We start from the raw sequence: 16058 nt of genomic DNA on the forward strand, positions 1-16058 counted from the left end.
GCGTCAGGCCAAGGGCGGCTTCGAAAATCTGTGCGCTCATCACTCCGGCTCCAATCAGGGTCCCGAGGCGATGATACCCACTCAAAATTCAACAGAGGCCTAAATACTCCCTTTTGCCGTCCGAATTCATCGCCAAGAGGAAGAAAGGTCATTGAGGAAAGACGACTCTGCTGTGTTGCAGCTGTTAACTGCTCAACGAGCTGACGGGTGAAACTAGTTGGTTGAACAAGGTGGCTAATATTCTGAATCGCACAGGTAGAACGCACCCTCTCGTCGGCACACCCGGGATCCTCGCTATATCGATTCAAAGTCAATGCTCTGAGCTCATTCACTGAAAGACCGTGCAGGGTTGCCAACCTAATCAGAAATGAGTTAATAGACTCAACCTCTGAAGAGCCTATACCTAAAGGATGAAGCCGGAATAATTTCATTCGTCTATCATCTTTTTGTAGACGCGATTTCGTATTTCGAAAGGCTTACGTCCTCGCTTTGACTTTTCGGACGCCTTAACCTTTTTCCAATCTACCGGACGCTTTTCCGGAGTCTTGTTAAGGAGTTCTGCGCCGAGTTCAATCTCTGCGGCTATTGCCTTGAGATCGCCATCGTTTCGGCGCGCTATATCCATATGACGCCATGCCAGGGCGGTGTCCCCTTCTTTCTCCATCCTCGCGAGCGCGGAGCGCAGCCAGCGGCCTACGGCCCCGACAACACCAAGACTGTAGGTGTAGATGTATTCTGCCCAATCACTTAGGGAAGTCACACCAGATTCGAACCTAACCCCTTGCGAATACCATTCGAGAACCTTTAGAAACTCAAAAGCATCCTCTTCCGTCACGCCATACGGTGTAAATTCAACTATCGATGATCGCCCGACCATGTGGTTGGAGCTACGCAGCATGCGGACGATTGGGTACGCGCCTGCGAGTACCAGCGTAACCTCCGCACTGGCCGAAAAACTTTTAAACGAGTCCAAAATGGCGGTTCGAACGTGTGCAGATTTTCCGTGCCACTCGATATGCTGCGCTTCGTCTATGGCCAAAAAACGCGTACGGAGGTACCTTAGCGCATGCTCACATGCTGCCATCAGATCGGGGGTGTTCCTTCTATCAACTCGGTCTAAGTTAGCCTTACGAATCGAGGCGTTTTCCGCGGATGTTGAGTATGCTGGGTGCTCAAGCGCCCTTAAAAGATCCGCATAGAATGCTTTCGAGGAGAAACGACCTTCCTGAGCTCGATTGAGCGCCAGAACATACACGAATGGGTTCTCACTCATTGGATCACCACCTGATGCGTCTAGGTACTCTCTGGCTAATCGCTTTAAGAGTGATGTCTTGCCTGCCCTCGACGGACCGGTCAGAACAATGACCTCACCAACATCCGAGTAGGCCAGCTCCGTCTGCAGGGCGGACAGCGCATCGCGATATGTTTTATGGTGTAATTTCTTGGAAAGAATTTGATCTTTTTTAATCCTTGCCCAACTCGCAATTTCTTTTTCCATTAGTCATCCTGTTCATCAAATTCCATTTCGGGCCTTTCCAATCCGGCGAATAGCCCGATCGACTCTGCTCTATCTCGCATAGTTGAGGATGTCCTCTTTACTGTGTGGCGTCTTTTTTCTTCAAGCCTTTCTTTCTCAACCTCAGCTAACGCAACCAGTTTTTCGTGTTGGTTCTCAGCAGCGAGCTCATCAAGGTGGGCCTTTGCTTCGGCACCCTCGAGGTGGTGCGCCGCCTCATCTAGTCGAACTGCATGCGACAAGCCCTCAAAACGCTCGAATCCTGGCGCCGTAGCACACTGCCATCGGCCATCGACTAAGAAGCGGATCAGGTAGGGGTTTTCCGGGTCTTCTCGGACTTCTTTCTTACGTGGGCCAGTGACTAGATTGTCTGAAGTCGGCGTGTAGTGCTTCCCGAGCTTCTGGATACTCCCGCGATCTGACACGGTATAGTCATCGCAGTCAACGGAGGTCGCAACCTGAAACCGGCTATCAACATCGACCGGAATTCCACTCATGGGGAATCGTTCGAGAAGCCTGTTGAACAGCAGCCCTCTGCTAAGGCGAGACCCTGGCGCGAGTTTCTCGTTGTAGGCAGCCTTGGCTTCTTCGAATTTGGGATACAGCGTTAATAGGTTGTCTACCACTTTGTCGTATGGCTGAAACTTTCTGGAAAGCGAGCGCTCTTTCCATTGAATGCACTGAGCAGGATAATCAGCGATGAATGACGAATTTACGCTCGCAAACACGCCCTCTTGTATGCCATTCCACCGGCTGTTTCCACTTGGGCTGACCGTGTAGGTAAATTCGTATTCGGCAGCCAGCTGCCTGGTAAACACAGAGTTCATGTCCTTGCCGCCATCTGTATGTAGCGACTCAAATATCCTGCCGTAACGCCTTGCCAACTCGCGAAACACCAGCGCAAATACCCGCCTTGATGGCTGCTTGAGCGTCAAGAGAAAAAAGAGCATCACTCGCGTTGCCTCGTCGGTGACAATAGTTAGCCATGGTCGAAGGACTAAAGCGCCAAGTGAAGACGTAGCGACACGAACAAAGCCGTCCATTTGGGTATGATCCATCGTCACGCGTTCAAAAGGCCGTTGTGCTTGGGCGTGTCTCTTTATGGCCGGGGTGGACGCCCTTGCCTGATTCGCGGCTCGACGACCACCGGCCTTTCGGGCCATCGTGACGGGATCCAGACCCTTGAAGCGCTCACTGAAAGTCTTCTTCGATACTGGCGGGCTATCCGGATGAGCTTTTCTTGCTCGGCTTTTGTACTCCCGGAATGCCTCATTCCGGCTGTTAAAGCTCTCATTCGGTATGTTGTGTACGAATTCCGTAAGCAGTTCCTGCACTTCCGGCGCGATCTTGGGTTTTCGGTTTCCCCTAAGATGAAACTGGGGCATAAGAACCGAAGATCTGGCTGAACCTGGGCGGGCAGAGGCTAATCTCTTTCGATATCTGCGAGCAGTTCGGCCCGTGCCGTGTTCGGCCCCTTCCTTCGATGCGTAATGCTCGACCGCCTTTCTATTGCCAAATTCAGCAATGTCAACGCTCTCAAAAGTTTGCTTGTTGCGTGCGTGGAGCTCACTCGCTGCGGATTCGAGCAGTTCCTCATTTTCCGCAACGATGGCGCAATCATCAACTAAAGATTGGCGTTGTAAATCGGCGGAAACTGCACCTTGGTCGATCAGCCAGAGGGCGGCATGGAAGTGACTATCTCCAAGAGATTCGCGAATGTAGCCGAGCGTTAGAAATGTTTCTTTTGACAGTCGGTCCGTGATCGTTTTGACGGCATCCAAATCGGGCTCGGTCATGGTGCAGCGAACTCGGTGCAACAGTGTGTGGTTTCTAGCTTCCAAGCGGGAGATTTCTTCGGCTAAGCCAACCTTATAGTCCAATCCAATTTTGGAGAAGTACGCTCGCGCCGGGAGGAAAGTGAAACAGTCTCCTTCTTGTACCCAGTCTTTGGGATTGCTTTCGACAAGCTGCTGGGCATCCTTTGCGGTCTTGACTTCTATTATCTGGACGATATCGGTGAGCAGAACCAGGAGATCAGGAGTGTAGTCTCGGTACTGTGGCCGACCGAGCTTATCGTGCCTGTAGATATGGATTGGGAGAGGCTGAGAATGGTACTCAAGAACATTTTTGCTCTGGTGCTCCAGCCTCCTGATCCAGGCTAATTCTTCTCTCGACTCAAAACACCGCGTTGCTTGATTGATCTCAGAGAATGCATGTCCCGTGACGGACTGCTCTGCACCTCGGCCGATTTGGCGTGTGGGGGCTTCTTTGCGGCTTTGGATCACATACTGGCGGCCCTCATCCGGGATGCTCAGGTCAGCCAAATAAGGCTCAAATTCGTCGTCGGATAACATTGGTCCCTCCATGTCTCGGGCATGACTCGCCCGTCTCCGGCCGTCTGGACTGTTGACGGGCCAGGTTAGGTGTGGATAATGGAGGGTGCCGGAGAACCCTAAACTACGGCACCATCCTCAGAGCCCCGGGCTGCAACCCGGGGCTTTGTCGTTTTCGCGTCAGTCTATTTCCCGACCATTACCTCCTCTCCTCTCTGCTCCAGGGAGAGACGCTGTTCTATGGCGTCAGCCACCTCCCGCGTCTTTGCAAGCAATGTTCGCCTACCAGGAAACCGCCCAAGTGGGACGGGTAGATTCCCCGCGGCGTGTGCCTGACGGACCGCGCCAGCCGAGGGGTATTTCAGAACGCGCGCCAGCTCATCAACCGTCAGCACAGGCCCGTAGGTCCTGAATAGGTCCAAGTAGGTTTCTGTGTCGCTGGCCATCTCTCGCTGCGTCTGATTGCTCCTAGTTAGTGCCCGAGCTTACAACAATCCGGCAGCTCTGTACAGCCGAAGAATTTGCCATTTTTGTCAATACAATCATGAAATTGGGATACAAATTTTCGTGAGCTTACGGACACTTCTGAGTGGGGGTCGGGGCTAGCGCGCACCCTTCTGATACTTCCTGAGTTTTATAGGATTGGTTAGGAATCTTACCGAGGAGTTATGTGCCTCGATAATTTACTGGAGGACCTCCAGGGTGCCCGGAAACTGGCAGTTTGTGGCTGTTCAGACCGAGAATCGGATACAAATTTACGGCTTCAGGGAAGGTGCCTACACCGAGGGACGGTGCGGGAGCCCCGCGCGGACTCCACCGCCCGCCGTACATTTCGGCGCCTTGGTCAGACAGGGGATCGGGTCATTTCTCTGGTCTACGCGTTAGGCCCGCACAATCAGGCGACCACGCCGTGGGCGATCCGACCGAGGAGCTCCTCGACTTCGCGGGCACCGGTTTCCGTAATCGCGAATTCCGCCGGCGAAACTCCGCCGAGACTCCGGTTGGGCGCACTCATCCATTCGCTACCGTCACGTTTGCTGCCGAGGACGTCCTCGGCCATTCCGTACAAGCCCACAAGCCGGACAAACCGGTCTGATTCGTCAGCGGTGAAGCGGCCGCCGCGTTTGCGCCGCTGAAAGGTGCTGGGGGAGATATGGAGCGTTCTTTGCAACAGGGGCTCAGGAATGTGGTACTCCGCGGCCAGCCGGATCACCTTGCCGGAGAGAAAGCCGCGGCTGATCATCTGGACCATCTCGGTGATCGAGTGGCCGCCGCCAAGGGCATCAAAGGCGTAGAACCGGAAATCCCGGGCGGAAATGGCGAGCTGTTCGTGTTCGGTTTGACCAGCCATGACACAGCCCTCCACCAGATAGTCATTTGACCATCTTCAATGGCCAGATCCTAAAACAGCTGCCCTCACCCGTGCAAACGCGCCCCTGCAGGCGCATCTTGGGATGTGCTCCTGCCGCTGTGGGCTACTACGACAAGCCTGGCTAGCAGCTCTGCTCAAAACTCCAGACCAGCGGCGTTAGGCGTACCCTCCAGCGGTCACCCGATCCAGATACCCCTCCACCGCAGATTCTCGCCCCATTTTCAGCATGTCCTCGGCAGTCATGAGCCCAAAACTGGGCAATGACTGCGACCGAAACCAGGCGAAAGCTATTCTCGGGTGGCCGGTCCACGGCGCTACGCGCTCCAGGATATACACCAGGGCCAGCAATCGACGCTGAGCTACCTCAGAGCGCCGCTGCGGGTCGTCTGGGCCGTCTTCGGGGGATAGGCCGACAGAGGCCACCAGTTCGGCCTTGGTGGCGAGCAGAATCCCAGCCAGCGCATCAACGTCGACCGTTCCGTCAGATCGTATGATCCGGTTCGTCCAACCCGAAGGATTGCTCATGGCAGGCCCAGCCTAGCTCCTAATTTGCACCTCCCGGAAAGTATACTCCACCACGTAGCGAGTACATTCTGTCCCGGGCCAACGAGGGCCAAAACTCCAAAACAGCCACAGCACAATGAGCTTGGCGGCGCCCAACCGCAAGGCGGACCACGCCCAGCCAATTCACAACATGCGCGCCCTAACGGGGCTCAGCGACTGCAAAATCCATCACAGACCCGAATCGAAGTCCACCAAAGACCTACTCGTCGTAATATTTCTGATAGCCTCGCGCGTCCCGGGAGCCTCGCGAATTATCTCTGGACTCTCTTCATCATGGTATGAAACAAATCGAACGTGCTGTGATTCGCAACGGTTGAAGAAGTAGCAAGAGCTCGGAGACTGTGATTTCGCCATCCGGAAAAAGGGAAGAAGCTTTAATCCAACTGCCTCTGAATTACCTAGCAGGTATAGGGAGTCAACATCCATTGGACTGGTAGTTGAGCGCTCAACTCGCTCAAAACTACTTCTTGTTCCCATTAGCTTGGGCATTTTATAGTGATGTTGACCATCTCGGAAGCTTGAAGAGCCCGGCTGAACCAAGTCGACTGATCTCCACGCCAATCCAAAAACCTCACGGACATCTTGTAGAAGATCAAGAAACTTTTTCTCAAGACCCGTCGCAACACTCTCACCCATTGCGCCGCCGTGACCGAGGAATTGGTTACGTAAGCCGCTAGCCTCGTCAAATATCTTAGCAAGCCTAGATTCAGAAATTGCACGCAGAAATCTTTCGCTGTGAATACAATAGATCTCAAATGCTAGGGACTTCAATTCATTATCATCAAGCATCCTTCTCAGTTCTTTTGCTAAAGTAGCGTGAACTGTTTTCCACGTTCCAAACGTCGCCCTTTGTAAAGATGTATTTGCTCGTTTTAGCCCTGAAATGAGGTTTGGCTGAACATGTGCCCACTGATGATCGTCAGATGTAAAGGCGCTGAGGTGGACTGTCGACAGGAAGGCAGAAAGAGCTTCGAAAAAGTCCTTCAATATTGGGAGCCGAACAACTGCCTTTGCCTCAGCTGTTCGATGTCGCCATAGAATACTAGCAAGTGGGTAAGGAAGTGTTTCTAACCAAAAACTGTCCTTGTCATCTCGATTTATAAACTCAAGCCGATTCTCCAATTCATCTGCGGAGGTCTGGCCCTCCCAAATTAACTCACGAGTCTCTGAAACTTCGGACTCAAGCCTCTCAAGTCGACGTTCGACATCAGTAATTTGACCCTGTGCTTCCAAGTTTGGCAAGTAAAACGTCGCCAGCATCAAACGGGTTGGCATTAGTAGTCCAGTATCGGACCTGGCCGCACTCGCCTGCATGGTCAATTGCCCAAGCTCAGACTTTATATAGCTCCTGAAGAATGCTGGATCGACTACAGCCCCATTCAACTTGAAGCGAAACGAGGGGCGATTGCTCGGCGGCGTATTGCCCTCAATGCGTACTGTTCCCGTAATATCAATAATTGCTTCATTCGGACCTACTTCACTCAAGTCATCGTCTTTAGGATCAAACCGCTCAGGCTTTCCTGCGAAGACTTGATCGGCAGGTAAAGGAGAAAACATTCCTTTTCGAAATTGGCTACGCAGTTTATACGCAGCCTCAATCGCCGGATAGCCAAGAAATTTCTCACATTCGGAAATACAACCCAGACTTGGATGGCCACTTTGAGAACGGCGATACCAATTTTTCAGTACGGTAGCGATCTGCTCATCAGTCTCTGGAAGCTTTGCCGTAAAAATTGGTTGCTGATATCCCACCTCTATTAACAGCAAATGAGCGGATACTAGAGTACCTGGAATCAGGCCACTCGGAACATATATTGCTCCTGCGACGCAACAGTTGAGCTTATTTAAAGTTTGGCGAAATTTGGAGCTTGTCGCGAGCCTGTTTTCAACAGTAACAATGGCAAGACCGCCTTTGCTAAGTTTTTCACAGCATGAATAAACAAATGCCTCTGATAGTCCTCTCGGAGCTCTTTCTGGGAAAAGCTCTTTTTGTCCATCAGAAAGTCTTGCGGCAAGCGGGAGGTCAGCAACTATTAAATCATAGCTGCTACCAAGCTGGTTGCGGATCTCTAAAAAGTCAGCGCGCCTTACTGAAGCCTCTTGACCTAGCATGACTTCTGCAATTCGATGGATCTCGGTATCTTTCTCAACCGCATCAACGGTAGACGGGGAGGTCGCGTCAACTATCGCACGGAGCATTGATCCAGACCCACAAGCCGGATCTAATATGGCGCTCGGCTCTTCTTGTTCTGCAAGGGCAGCAACAAACTTTGCTAGAGGCAAGCTTGAAAAGTGCTGGTTCCTGGGATCTGATCCACCAAACATACGCAGGAGCTTAGAAACAAGCTCCGGGGATAATTCGTCAGGAATGTCCCCCTTCACCAGGGGATCAAGCAAGGCGATCACCGCTGAACGACCGGTTTCCTTCTCAACAAACTTAGAACCCCGGCGCTCGATGTTAATTCCGATATCTTTTCTCATCATCAATTCCTACAGGCGGGAGCAGCACCATCTACTCTTGAACCGATCTGGAAGACCTAGACACCTAGCACGCATACTATGATGGAAGGAAGAAGGGTGTAAAATCAGCGGAAGTCGCCAAGCCGGCCTTAGTGATGCTCAGAATCTCTGCGAGCGGAACCACTGGCTGATCATCCGGCGGTCACGCTGATTCTTCGCTCTTCTACTCCATTCAGCTTCACGCCGGCGATCACATCAGGCACTTGCCGGAAGCCTCGAAAAAGCCGGCGCACATTCAGTCTGGAATATCTGGCTCATCGCCCCACATAGCTGAGGCTGCTCTATTCGATCGCGCAGTTCCAGCGCGATTGGCTGAAGCAAACGGGCTACTAGCAGAAGCACTATGGGTTGACCGATAAACGAGTCGATCATTCACAATGGTTCCAATATAGCGACCATCTGGTCCGAAAACCTTCTCACTTTTAATTTTGCCGACAACCGTGCCTGACTGGCTGTAGACTTTGTCACCTAAAACTTGGAGTGGTTTTCCGTCTTTTGTGTAGAGATTCATTTATCCTCCAAAGGAATAGCCTCACTTAAGGACAGCGCTCATTCGCTAACCGAAGGCGGGTCGGCTGGAGTGCCTTGATGGCACGCGGGCATCAGTTCATCCATGGCCTCCCTTAGATTGTGCCCAAGAGACGATAAGGGCGACGAATCCTTAGCCACAAGGGCATCAACAATCAGCCGGATGTAGGCGTCCTTCGATAAGCCTAACTTTCCAATCAGCAATGGCCAATATACTTTGCCCGGAAGGACGCGCACCAGATGTTCTGTTGGGTTTGACACCGCGTCGTCTATGATAGTAGCTTCGGCATCCATGATATTTTTGGGAGATGTCGCCCACTTGGCTGGATCAAGCTCTTCCTCATGATTTTGGCGCGTCGCGGCATCGGATTCTTGGACCTTCAAAGCGTTGAGCGCTCGGTTAAATTGGTCCGTGCATCGGTTTTTAAATCGTTCGGATACCTGTTTGTTTCTTAGGGCACCGGTGAATTTTGCTGCGGCCTCGTTTAGGAATTCACCATATAATACTTCGCTCTGCTCGTTTGGGTTCCCAATATGTTCCGATACCGCGAGGAAAATTGACTTGTGGCAAAGGAGGGATTCAATCTCATGTGCGGGCAAGACGTGAACGGCACTAGGTAATGAGTCCAGGAAAGCATTTGGCCAATAATCTCTGTCAACAATGCCAATCGCCTTCATGCCTTGAACAACCGCCGAATCAGAGAATGCTGCGGTGCACTTGATAACATCGCGGCACGAGCCCACTGGAACAACGGCAATGCTCCGGTCGTTGTAGTACGCTCGCAATACGCGTTGATCCACACTGGATTCCGTGCCTTCGCAGAAAACGACTGTGTCTGCGTAGATCGAGAATGAGGCCGCTGCTAGGATCTCCTTCGAAACGTCCGGCGGAACGCCCTGTTCCACGGGTGTGATCTGAGGGTTGCTGCCGGGTTTCACGATCAAATAACCAGATGCCTGTCTAGACTGGGCGAATGGCAGATCATGGGTTATGTAGACAAAGCGACAGTCCGATCGCAGGCGTTCGAGTTCGTCCCAAAACTGCATGGCAAGCCGTGAGTGGAGGTGAACCTCCGGCTCATCAACGACGATAACGCCCGGTTTGGCATCGAGGACGCGCCCTGCTAGATAGAGGGCGACGCGTTCTCCGTCGCTCATCGACTGTGCAGCATATTCCTTCTCTCCCGCCACATACTCGGAAGTGACCTTGGGGGTGTAGCCCTTGAACACGATTCGGCGCCCAGGGAACAGACGCTCCCACGAATCCTGCAATCGCATAAGTTTCGTAATCTCCGGTTCGACTCCCTCATTGTAGGTGTCACGAAAGTCGATGGCCGATGCCGAATCCTCGGCCATAAGCTTGGCGAATAGGTTGTTAATTTCGGACGAGATATTCCAAGGCTGCTGCCTGTGGCGCTGTTTGTGATTCGTTAGCTCCTGCTCTGCTTGGGTCAGCGACTGCATTGGGATGTTCTCTGCGAGCGCAATGTTCCGTAGCGCGGCTATCGTCTCGGCATCGTTCCATTTGGCCAGCTGCAGGCCGAACCGAGTTTTGCCGGAACCGTTCGGACCAATTATGACCAGGGGAGCATCCCCGTCGTGGATCGCCTGGGCGGAGTTGTACTTGATTGGGATCGTCATTAATCCATCTCTATGCGTGCCAACGTCTTAGCTAAGCGGCGCGCGTAAGTGCGGCCGGTGGAGGCTCTTTACGGTCGGAACGTACTTGAGCGGCTTGTTAGGTTTTTTCCTGCAATAGCTCATTTTTCGCCCTCTGAACTAATACCTCGTAGTAATTCAACGCCAACTTTGCAGCTGCGACAGGATCCTTTGAAGGTAGAGCTCTTTTAAGGTGTTGCTTAGGAGGATTGAACGTCTGCCTGTATCTTCTATTTTCAATCGCAGGTAATAGGGGATCACCTGGCGAATACTCTAGTGTTGGCGTAGATTTGCCATCTTGTGGTTGCGCATCGAATCTGTAACTCATATCCTTAAATAGGTCTAGCCGCGCAATGTGTCCTGACCAATTTGGCGCGATCTTTACATGGGCGCCGGTCCACGCTAGGGGCACTTTACCGTGCTGCGATTGGTGACGGGCCTGATATAGGTACTGTAGCAACTCGTCTTCCTTTCTCTGACGATATATCGGAGCTATCCAAGCGCTGTATTTGGGGACACTGTCTTTCCCTTCGTGGTCAAATGAAACCCAAGCTTCTTGTAATGAGTCAACGAAGCGGCCCCAGGCCTCCGTATAGCAGTAACGGCTCACCGCATTTTCCATTGCCTCAATACTAGAACGCGCCTCAGCCAGTTTACTTACTGCTACGTCCCAGATTCCGTGTTCTTTGGGACTTATTGACTTTTTCCTGGCACCAATCCTTCCTTTAAATATCGGCATTTACTAAATAAATCCAACGTTTGAGCTGAGCGGCGCGCCTCTGGCGCGTCCCGTGGAAGCCCGTCAGGGCCGGAACGTACTTGAGCGACTTGTTAGGTGTTGCGCGATCCGGACTCACCAATGTATCCTTACCATACAACCACCCACACTGCTGGGAATACAAAAAGGAGGTCTATTATGACCAAACTATTGAGATTCCCATTGCTGGCCCAAACTGAGGAACGTTTGGCTTGTGGCTGATGGGGAAGTTGGAGAAGGGAAATGGGGCAGGGGATCTACGCGGAACATTTTTGCTCAAGCGATTTTTGGGTAAAACCATCAGTCGTCTCGTTCAATAACTATCTGCGGTGAAGCTGTCGCTAGGCTAAGTTGCTACAAGAAAACGTTCTGCCATTGCAAAAACGGTGATTGTCATAAAGCCCCAGAGCTTAGCCGCTCCCTTCAAATCTACGGTCTCCAACCTGGATCCTGCCACCGGCTAGTATGTGACTGATGATTACATTCGGTCAAGGTTAATCTCTGGACAGGGCCGGAGTTAAAGCCGGCAAGCAGCCACTCTCGCGGGCTCAGATTTCCGCCTTGTTCCCCTACGATTGCTAGCAGATCACGAGACGCTAGAATAGATCAAAGGATAGAAAGGTCAGGAGCACGCCCGGCGAAGTGGCCCTGTAAATGGACTCATGGGATCAATCCCGAGCACGTCCGCAGCTTCTGGGACAGTCATTGAGGGGGCCCAAGGCGACTGCCCGCTGGCCAGTTAGATCGGGAAGGAGATGCTTTGCCGGTTGGCGTGAAATTCTTGAGAGAGAGTAATTAGCCCAGTAGAACGTCTCCTGTGAAGAGGGCCAACGCAGCCGATCAAGAGTTGACCGATCGATTTGGAAAAGTCAAATTTGTAGTCAATAAATCAGACACTTAATGCCGTGGCCACTTTATGCTTCCTCATCGTGGCCACTTTATGCTTCCCCAACCATAGTGGTTGTAGGTCCGAAACCATAACTTGTCCGTTTCAGACAAGCTATGTTGAAAATATCGCACAACCTGTCCGGCTCGCCTCGGGTAGGCCAGCTTGGGACTGAAGCTTGATCGGCCCCGCTTAGTTTGACGCGGTGAGCGCGTCTCTGCCCTTCGAGGCGCCCTTCAAGACCAGATTAGGAATCATCGGGCTCCTCGTGGCCTCCTTTGATCAGCGGCATGGGTCGACCATGGATATCGATCGGGCCAGCGTCTTGCAATGGTAGTGACCGCACCTTCTCCTCCCAAAGGTCACACTCCTGATCCGTAGGGCCGGGCTGATCTCCAATTGGGTTTCCTCGTTGCATCCGACGAAGCCTCTTCGTGGCGGCATCCAGAAGGCTTGCGCCCTCTATATTGCCCTCAGCCACAGTCAGCCGTCGATCATCATCGTCAAAAATGGAGTACCTTAGTTCCGCCCACTGTAGTTCTCCGGTCAATGTAGTGCTCCAAAATACGAGTACGCGGTCATTGTGAACTTTCGCAAAGATGGGAGCGCTAGCGCCGTCTGATTCCTCATACGGCTGATTCACGACTGTAGGCTGATCCCGCTGCAAAGAATCCCAATCAACTCTAGCAAAAAACAATTTGCTTGCATTCTGAACTCCAACAAGTCCCGAGGCGAAGCGAGAGTCCTGCCAGGCAGCCAGCATTCTTCCTTGCTTGGCTATCAGTTTGACGGTATTTCCCGTCGACGATCTAGTTAGAAGCAGGCTATCTTCTTCAGTGAGGGCCTGACCATCAAACCGGGCATAAAAGGCGGGATGTTGGCGACCACTTCCCTCCTGAATCGACCAGGCGACATGAACTGCCCCCTCAGAATCCAGCTCGACAGTCCAGTTCTTTAGTCGACTTTCTGGCTCAACCAGCACCGACGGATCACTGATCTCCAGACCGGATCCCTCGATAGTGATATCTCGAAGCAGCAGCGCATTTACATCTCGCTCAACGAGCAAGAGCCGCTCGGTTCTTTGGAGAAGCTTGATATCAAAACTTGCGATTCCGATGTCGTACCGCCGTAGCGACTGACTTTCATCAAGGGCGGCCAAATAATTCCGGGGCGCCGTTTCATTCGTGCCATTCGACGATGGCACCTGGTAGGGAACGAAAAACAGAGTCCGACCTCTGTGATGTAGACGCCATGACGGGCGCCTATGGTCGATCCCGATGTACAGGCATCGATCATCGATAGGAAGATCCCAGCCCTCGGGAAGATTGCCCTGAGGATCCCTGGCCACCAGGTTTAGCATTTCTCCTATGGGCCCAGGCCACTTGGCTTCCGGTACGATCTTGGCATATGCCTCGCTGACGACAAACGAGTCGAAATCGTCCTGGCTCCAGCCGATCTGGCCTAGTTCCGGAAGTTCGGAGCGATCGACTTTCTGTCGAGTGGCAACTTCATAGTCGCCATCCTCGGCACAAGAAGCCAGAAGGAGGCCTGATGCTGCCAGGGCGGTTCGGAAAAGCATCTTCATTCGCGAATAGTAATGGTGTGCAGCATCTGGGTCGGTGAATCGGTCCGGATTCTCTAGACACTCTGGAGAATCCGCGGCGATTCGAGGCGAAGGCGGAAAATCAATGGTATGGCTAGCCAGAAAAGCCCGGCCCACTCTCGGCTACTCAGCTGAAAGCCATACTCATGCAACAGCGATGTGGCTTGGCCAAAGGTAGATTCGCTCAACGGGTAATCCCCCCCGAAGAGTGGCGGTACTCAAAAGTAGAATTTTCTCGCAAACCAACGCAAAGGACTTCCCCCGCTTCATGGACACCTCAGGCCCTCACGATGAGCCCTGCTGATGGTCTTGGAGACAGCATGCCGCATCTTCCGGCATAAGCCGAAAGTCTAGTAGCCCGCGCCCGGCCGCCCACGCGATACTGTCGAGTCGACAATGCCCGCGGGCACAGCCATGCAAGAATCAAGCTACCAGCAGCACTTTGATCGCGCCCGTCGCGACCCCGACGCCTACTGGCTGCAGCAGGCCGAGCGCATTCAATGGTTTCGCCGGCCCACGCGCGGTCACGAGCCGGCCGCGGCCGGCGGCATGCAGTGGTTCGCCGACGGCGAGCTCAACACCGCCTGGCTCGCCCTGGACGCGCAGATCGCTGCCGGGCGCGGCGCGCAGGCCGCGCTGATCCACGACTCGCCTGTTACCGGCAGCGTCGAGACCCTGACCTTCGCCGAGCTGACCGAACGCGTCGCGCGCATAGCCGGGGCGCTGGCCGAACTGGGCGTGCAAAAGGGCGACCGGGTGGTGATCTACATGCCGATGGTGCCCGAGGCGGTCATTGGCATGCTGGCCTGCGCCCGGCTCGGTGCCGTTCATTCGGTGGTCTTCGGCGGCTTTGCCGCGCACGAACTGGCCGTGCGCATCGACGATGCCCGTCCCCGCGTCGTCCTGTCGGCCTCCTGCGGCATCGAGGTCGAGCGCGTCATCGAGTACAAGCCACTGCTCGACCGGGCGCTCGAACAGGCCGCTCATCGGCCGGAGGCGACCGTCATCCTGCAACGACCCCAGGCCGAGGCGAACCTGCAGCCCGGCCGCGACCATGACTGGCGGACGCTGGAAGCGGCGGCCGGGCCGGTCGACGCGGTCGCCGTCAAGGGCAACGACCCGCTCTACATCCTGTATACCTCGGGCACCACCGGCAAACCCAAGGGCGTGGTGCGCGACAACGGCGGCCATGCCGTGGCCATGCACTACAGCATGGAGGTGGTCTACGGCATGCAGCCCGGCGAGGTGTTCTGGGCGGCCTCCGATGTCGGCTGGGTCGTCGGGCACTCCTACATCGTCTACGCGCCGCTGATCTACGGCTGCACCACCATCCTGTACGAGGGCAAACCGGTGCGCACGCCCGATGCCGGCGCCTTCTGGCGGGTGATGGCCGAACACCGCGTCACGGCCATGTTCACCGCCCCCACCGCGTTTCGCGCGATCAAGAAGGAAGACCCCGAAGGCAAGTTGATGCAGGGCCACGACCTGGCCGCGCTCAAGCGCCTTTTCCTGGCCGGCGAGCGCCTGGACCCGCCCACCTACGAGTGGCTGCGCCAGGTCAGCGGCCTGCCGGTGCTCGATCACTGGTGGCAGACCGAAACCGGCTGGGCGATTGCCTGCAACCCTGTCGGCCTGACCGAGTTCCCGGTTCGCCCCGGCTCGGCCAGCCGGCCGACACCCGGCTTCCAGGTCGAGATTCTCGATCGTCACGGCAAGCCCTGCCCGGACGGCCGGCAGGGCTCGATCTGCATTCGCCAGCCGCTGCCGCCCGGCTGCCTGCTCGGCATCTGGCAGGACCCCGAGCGCTTTCGCCGCGCCTACCTGCAGACCTATCCGGATCACTACCTCACCGGCGACGGCGGCTACATGGACGAGGACGGCAATGTCTTCGTGATGGGGCGCACCGACGATGTCATCAACGTTGCCGGCCACCGCCTGTCCACCGGGGAGATGGAAGAGATCGTGGCCGGCCACCCGGCGGTGGCCGAGTGCGCGGTCTTCGGCGTGGCCGACGATCTCAAGGGCCAGCTGCCGCTGGGACTGGTGGTACTCAAGGACGACTGCGCCCAATCGGCCGAAGCCGTCTGCAGCGAACTGGTCGCGCGCGTTCGCGAGCAGCTCGGTGCAGTCGCCTGCTTCCGGCGCGCGGTGGTGGTGCAGCGCCTCCCCAAGACACGTTCGGGCAAGATCCTGCGCCGCACCCTGCGCGAGCTGGCCGGCGGCGAATCGCCACCGGTGCCGTCCACCATCGACGACCCGGCGATCCTCGACGAAATTCGCGAGCATCTCGAGTAGCGGGCCATGCGAATGCGCTTGACAT

The 16058-nt window shown here is 54.6% G+C and carries 10 protein-coding genes; 1 reads left to right on the forward strand and 9 read right to left on the reverse strand.

Going from position 1 to position 16058, the window contains the following annotated elements:
- Nucleotides 1-427 precede the first annotated feature (427 nt).
- From ACDC67_RS12685 to ACDC67_RS12725, 9 genes are all read right to left on the reverse strand, one after another.
- The gene (locus ACDC67_RS12685; RefSeq protein ID WP_376693683.1) at nt 428-1498 is read right to left on the reverse strand and encodes an ATP-binding protein; all 1071 of its coding nucleotides are present in this window, start codon (nt 1496-1498) and stop codon (nt 428-430) included.
- The gene (locus tag ACDC67_RS12690; RefSeq protein ID WP_376693684.1) at nt 1498-3870 is read right to left on the reverse strand and encodes a TnsA endonuclease N-terminal domain-containing protein; all 2373 of its coding nucleotides are present in this window, start codon (nt 3868-3870) and stop codon (nt 1498-1500) included. Before ACDC67_RS12690 ends, ACDC67_RS12685 begins: the two co-directional genes overlap by 1 nt.
- An 874-nt stretch (nt 3871-4744) precedes the next feature.
- Nucleotides 4745-5215, reverse strand: coding sequence for a type II RES/Xre toxin-antitoxin system antitoxin (gene parS / locus ACDC67_RS12695; RefSeq protein ID WP_376693685.1), 471 nt, complete (start codon nt 5213-5215; stop codon nt 4745-4747).
- Nucleotides 5216-5377: 162 nt separating this feature from the next.
- Nucleotides 5378-5746, reverse strand: coding sequence for an XRE family transcriptional regulator (locus ACDC67_RS12700; RefSeq protein WP_376693687.1), 369 nt, complete (start codon nt 5744-5746; stop codon nt 5378-5380).
- 207 nt (nt 5747-5953) lie between these two features.
- Nucleotides 5954-8266, reverse strand: coding sequence for an N-6 DNA methylase (locus tag ACDC67_RS12705; RefSeq protein ID WP_376693689.1), 2313 nt, complete (start codon nt 8264-8266; stop codon nt 5954-5956).
- A 274-nt stretch (nt 8267-8540) separates the two neighbouring features.
- Nucleotides 8541-8816: a hypothetical protein gene (locus ACDC67_RS12710; RefSeq protein ID WP_376693692.1), complete on the reverse strand. Its 276-nt coding sequence runs from the start codon at nt 8814-8816 to the stop codon at nt 8541-8543.
- A 38-nt stretch (nt 8817-8854) separates the two neighbouring features.
- Nucleotides 8855-10474 carry an ATP-dependent nuclease gene (locus ACDC67_RS12715; RefSeq protein ID WP_376693694.1) on the reverse strand — a complete coding sequence of 540 codons (1620 nt, stop codon included), beginning with the start codon at nt 10472-10474 and terminating at the stop codon, nt 8855-8857.
- Nucleotides 10475-10571: 97 nt separating this feature from the next.
- Nucleotides 10572-11231, reverse strand: a complete 660-nt coding sequence (locus tag ACDC67_RS12720) for a hypothetical protein (RefSeq protein WP_376693696.1) — start codon at nt 11229-11231, stop codon at nt 10572-10574.
- 1151 nt (nt 11232-12382) lie between these two features.
- The gene (locus tag ACDC67_RS12725; RefSeq protein ID WP_376693698.1) at nt 12383-13720 is read right to left on the reverse strand and encodes a hypothetical protein; all 1338 of its coding nucleotides are present in this window, start codon (nt 13718-13720) and stop codon (nt 12383-12385) included.
- Between the two features lie 432 nt (nt 13721-14152).
- Here ACDC67_RS12725 and ACDC67_RS12730 point away from each other — a divergent pair, with 432 nt between their 5' ends.
- Nucleotides 14153-16033, forward strand: a complete 1881-nt coding sequence (locus tag ACDC67_RS12730; protein ID WP_376693700.1) for a propionyl-CoA synthetase — start codon at nt 14153-14155, stop codon at nt 16031-16033.
- The last annotated feature ends 25 nt before the right edge of the window (nt 16034-16058 follow it).

Source organism: Wenzhouxiangella indolica (genome assembly GCF_042310355.1).
Taxonomy (GTDB): Bacteria; Pseudomonadota; Gammaproteobacteria; order Xanthomonadales; family Wenzhouxiangellaceae; genus Wenzhouxiangella.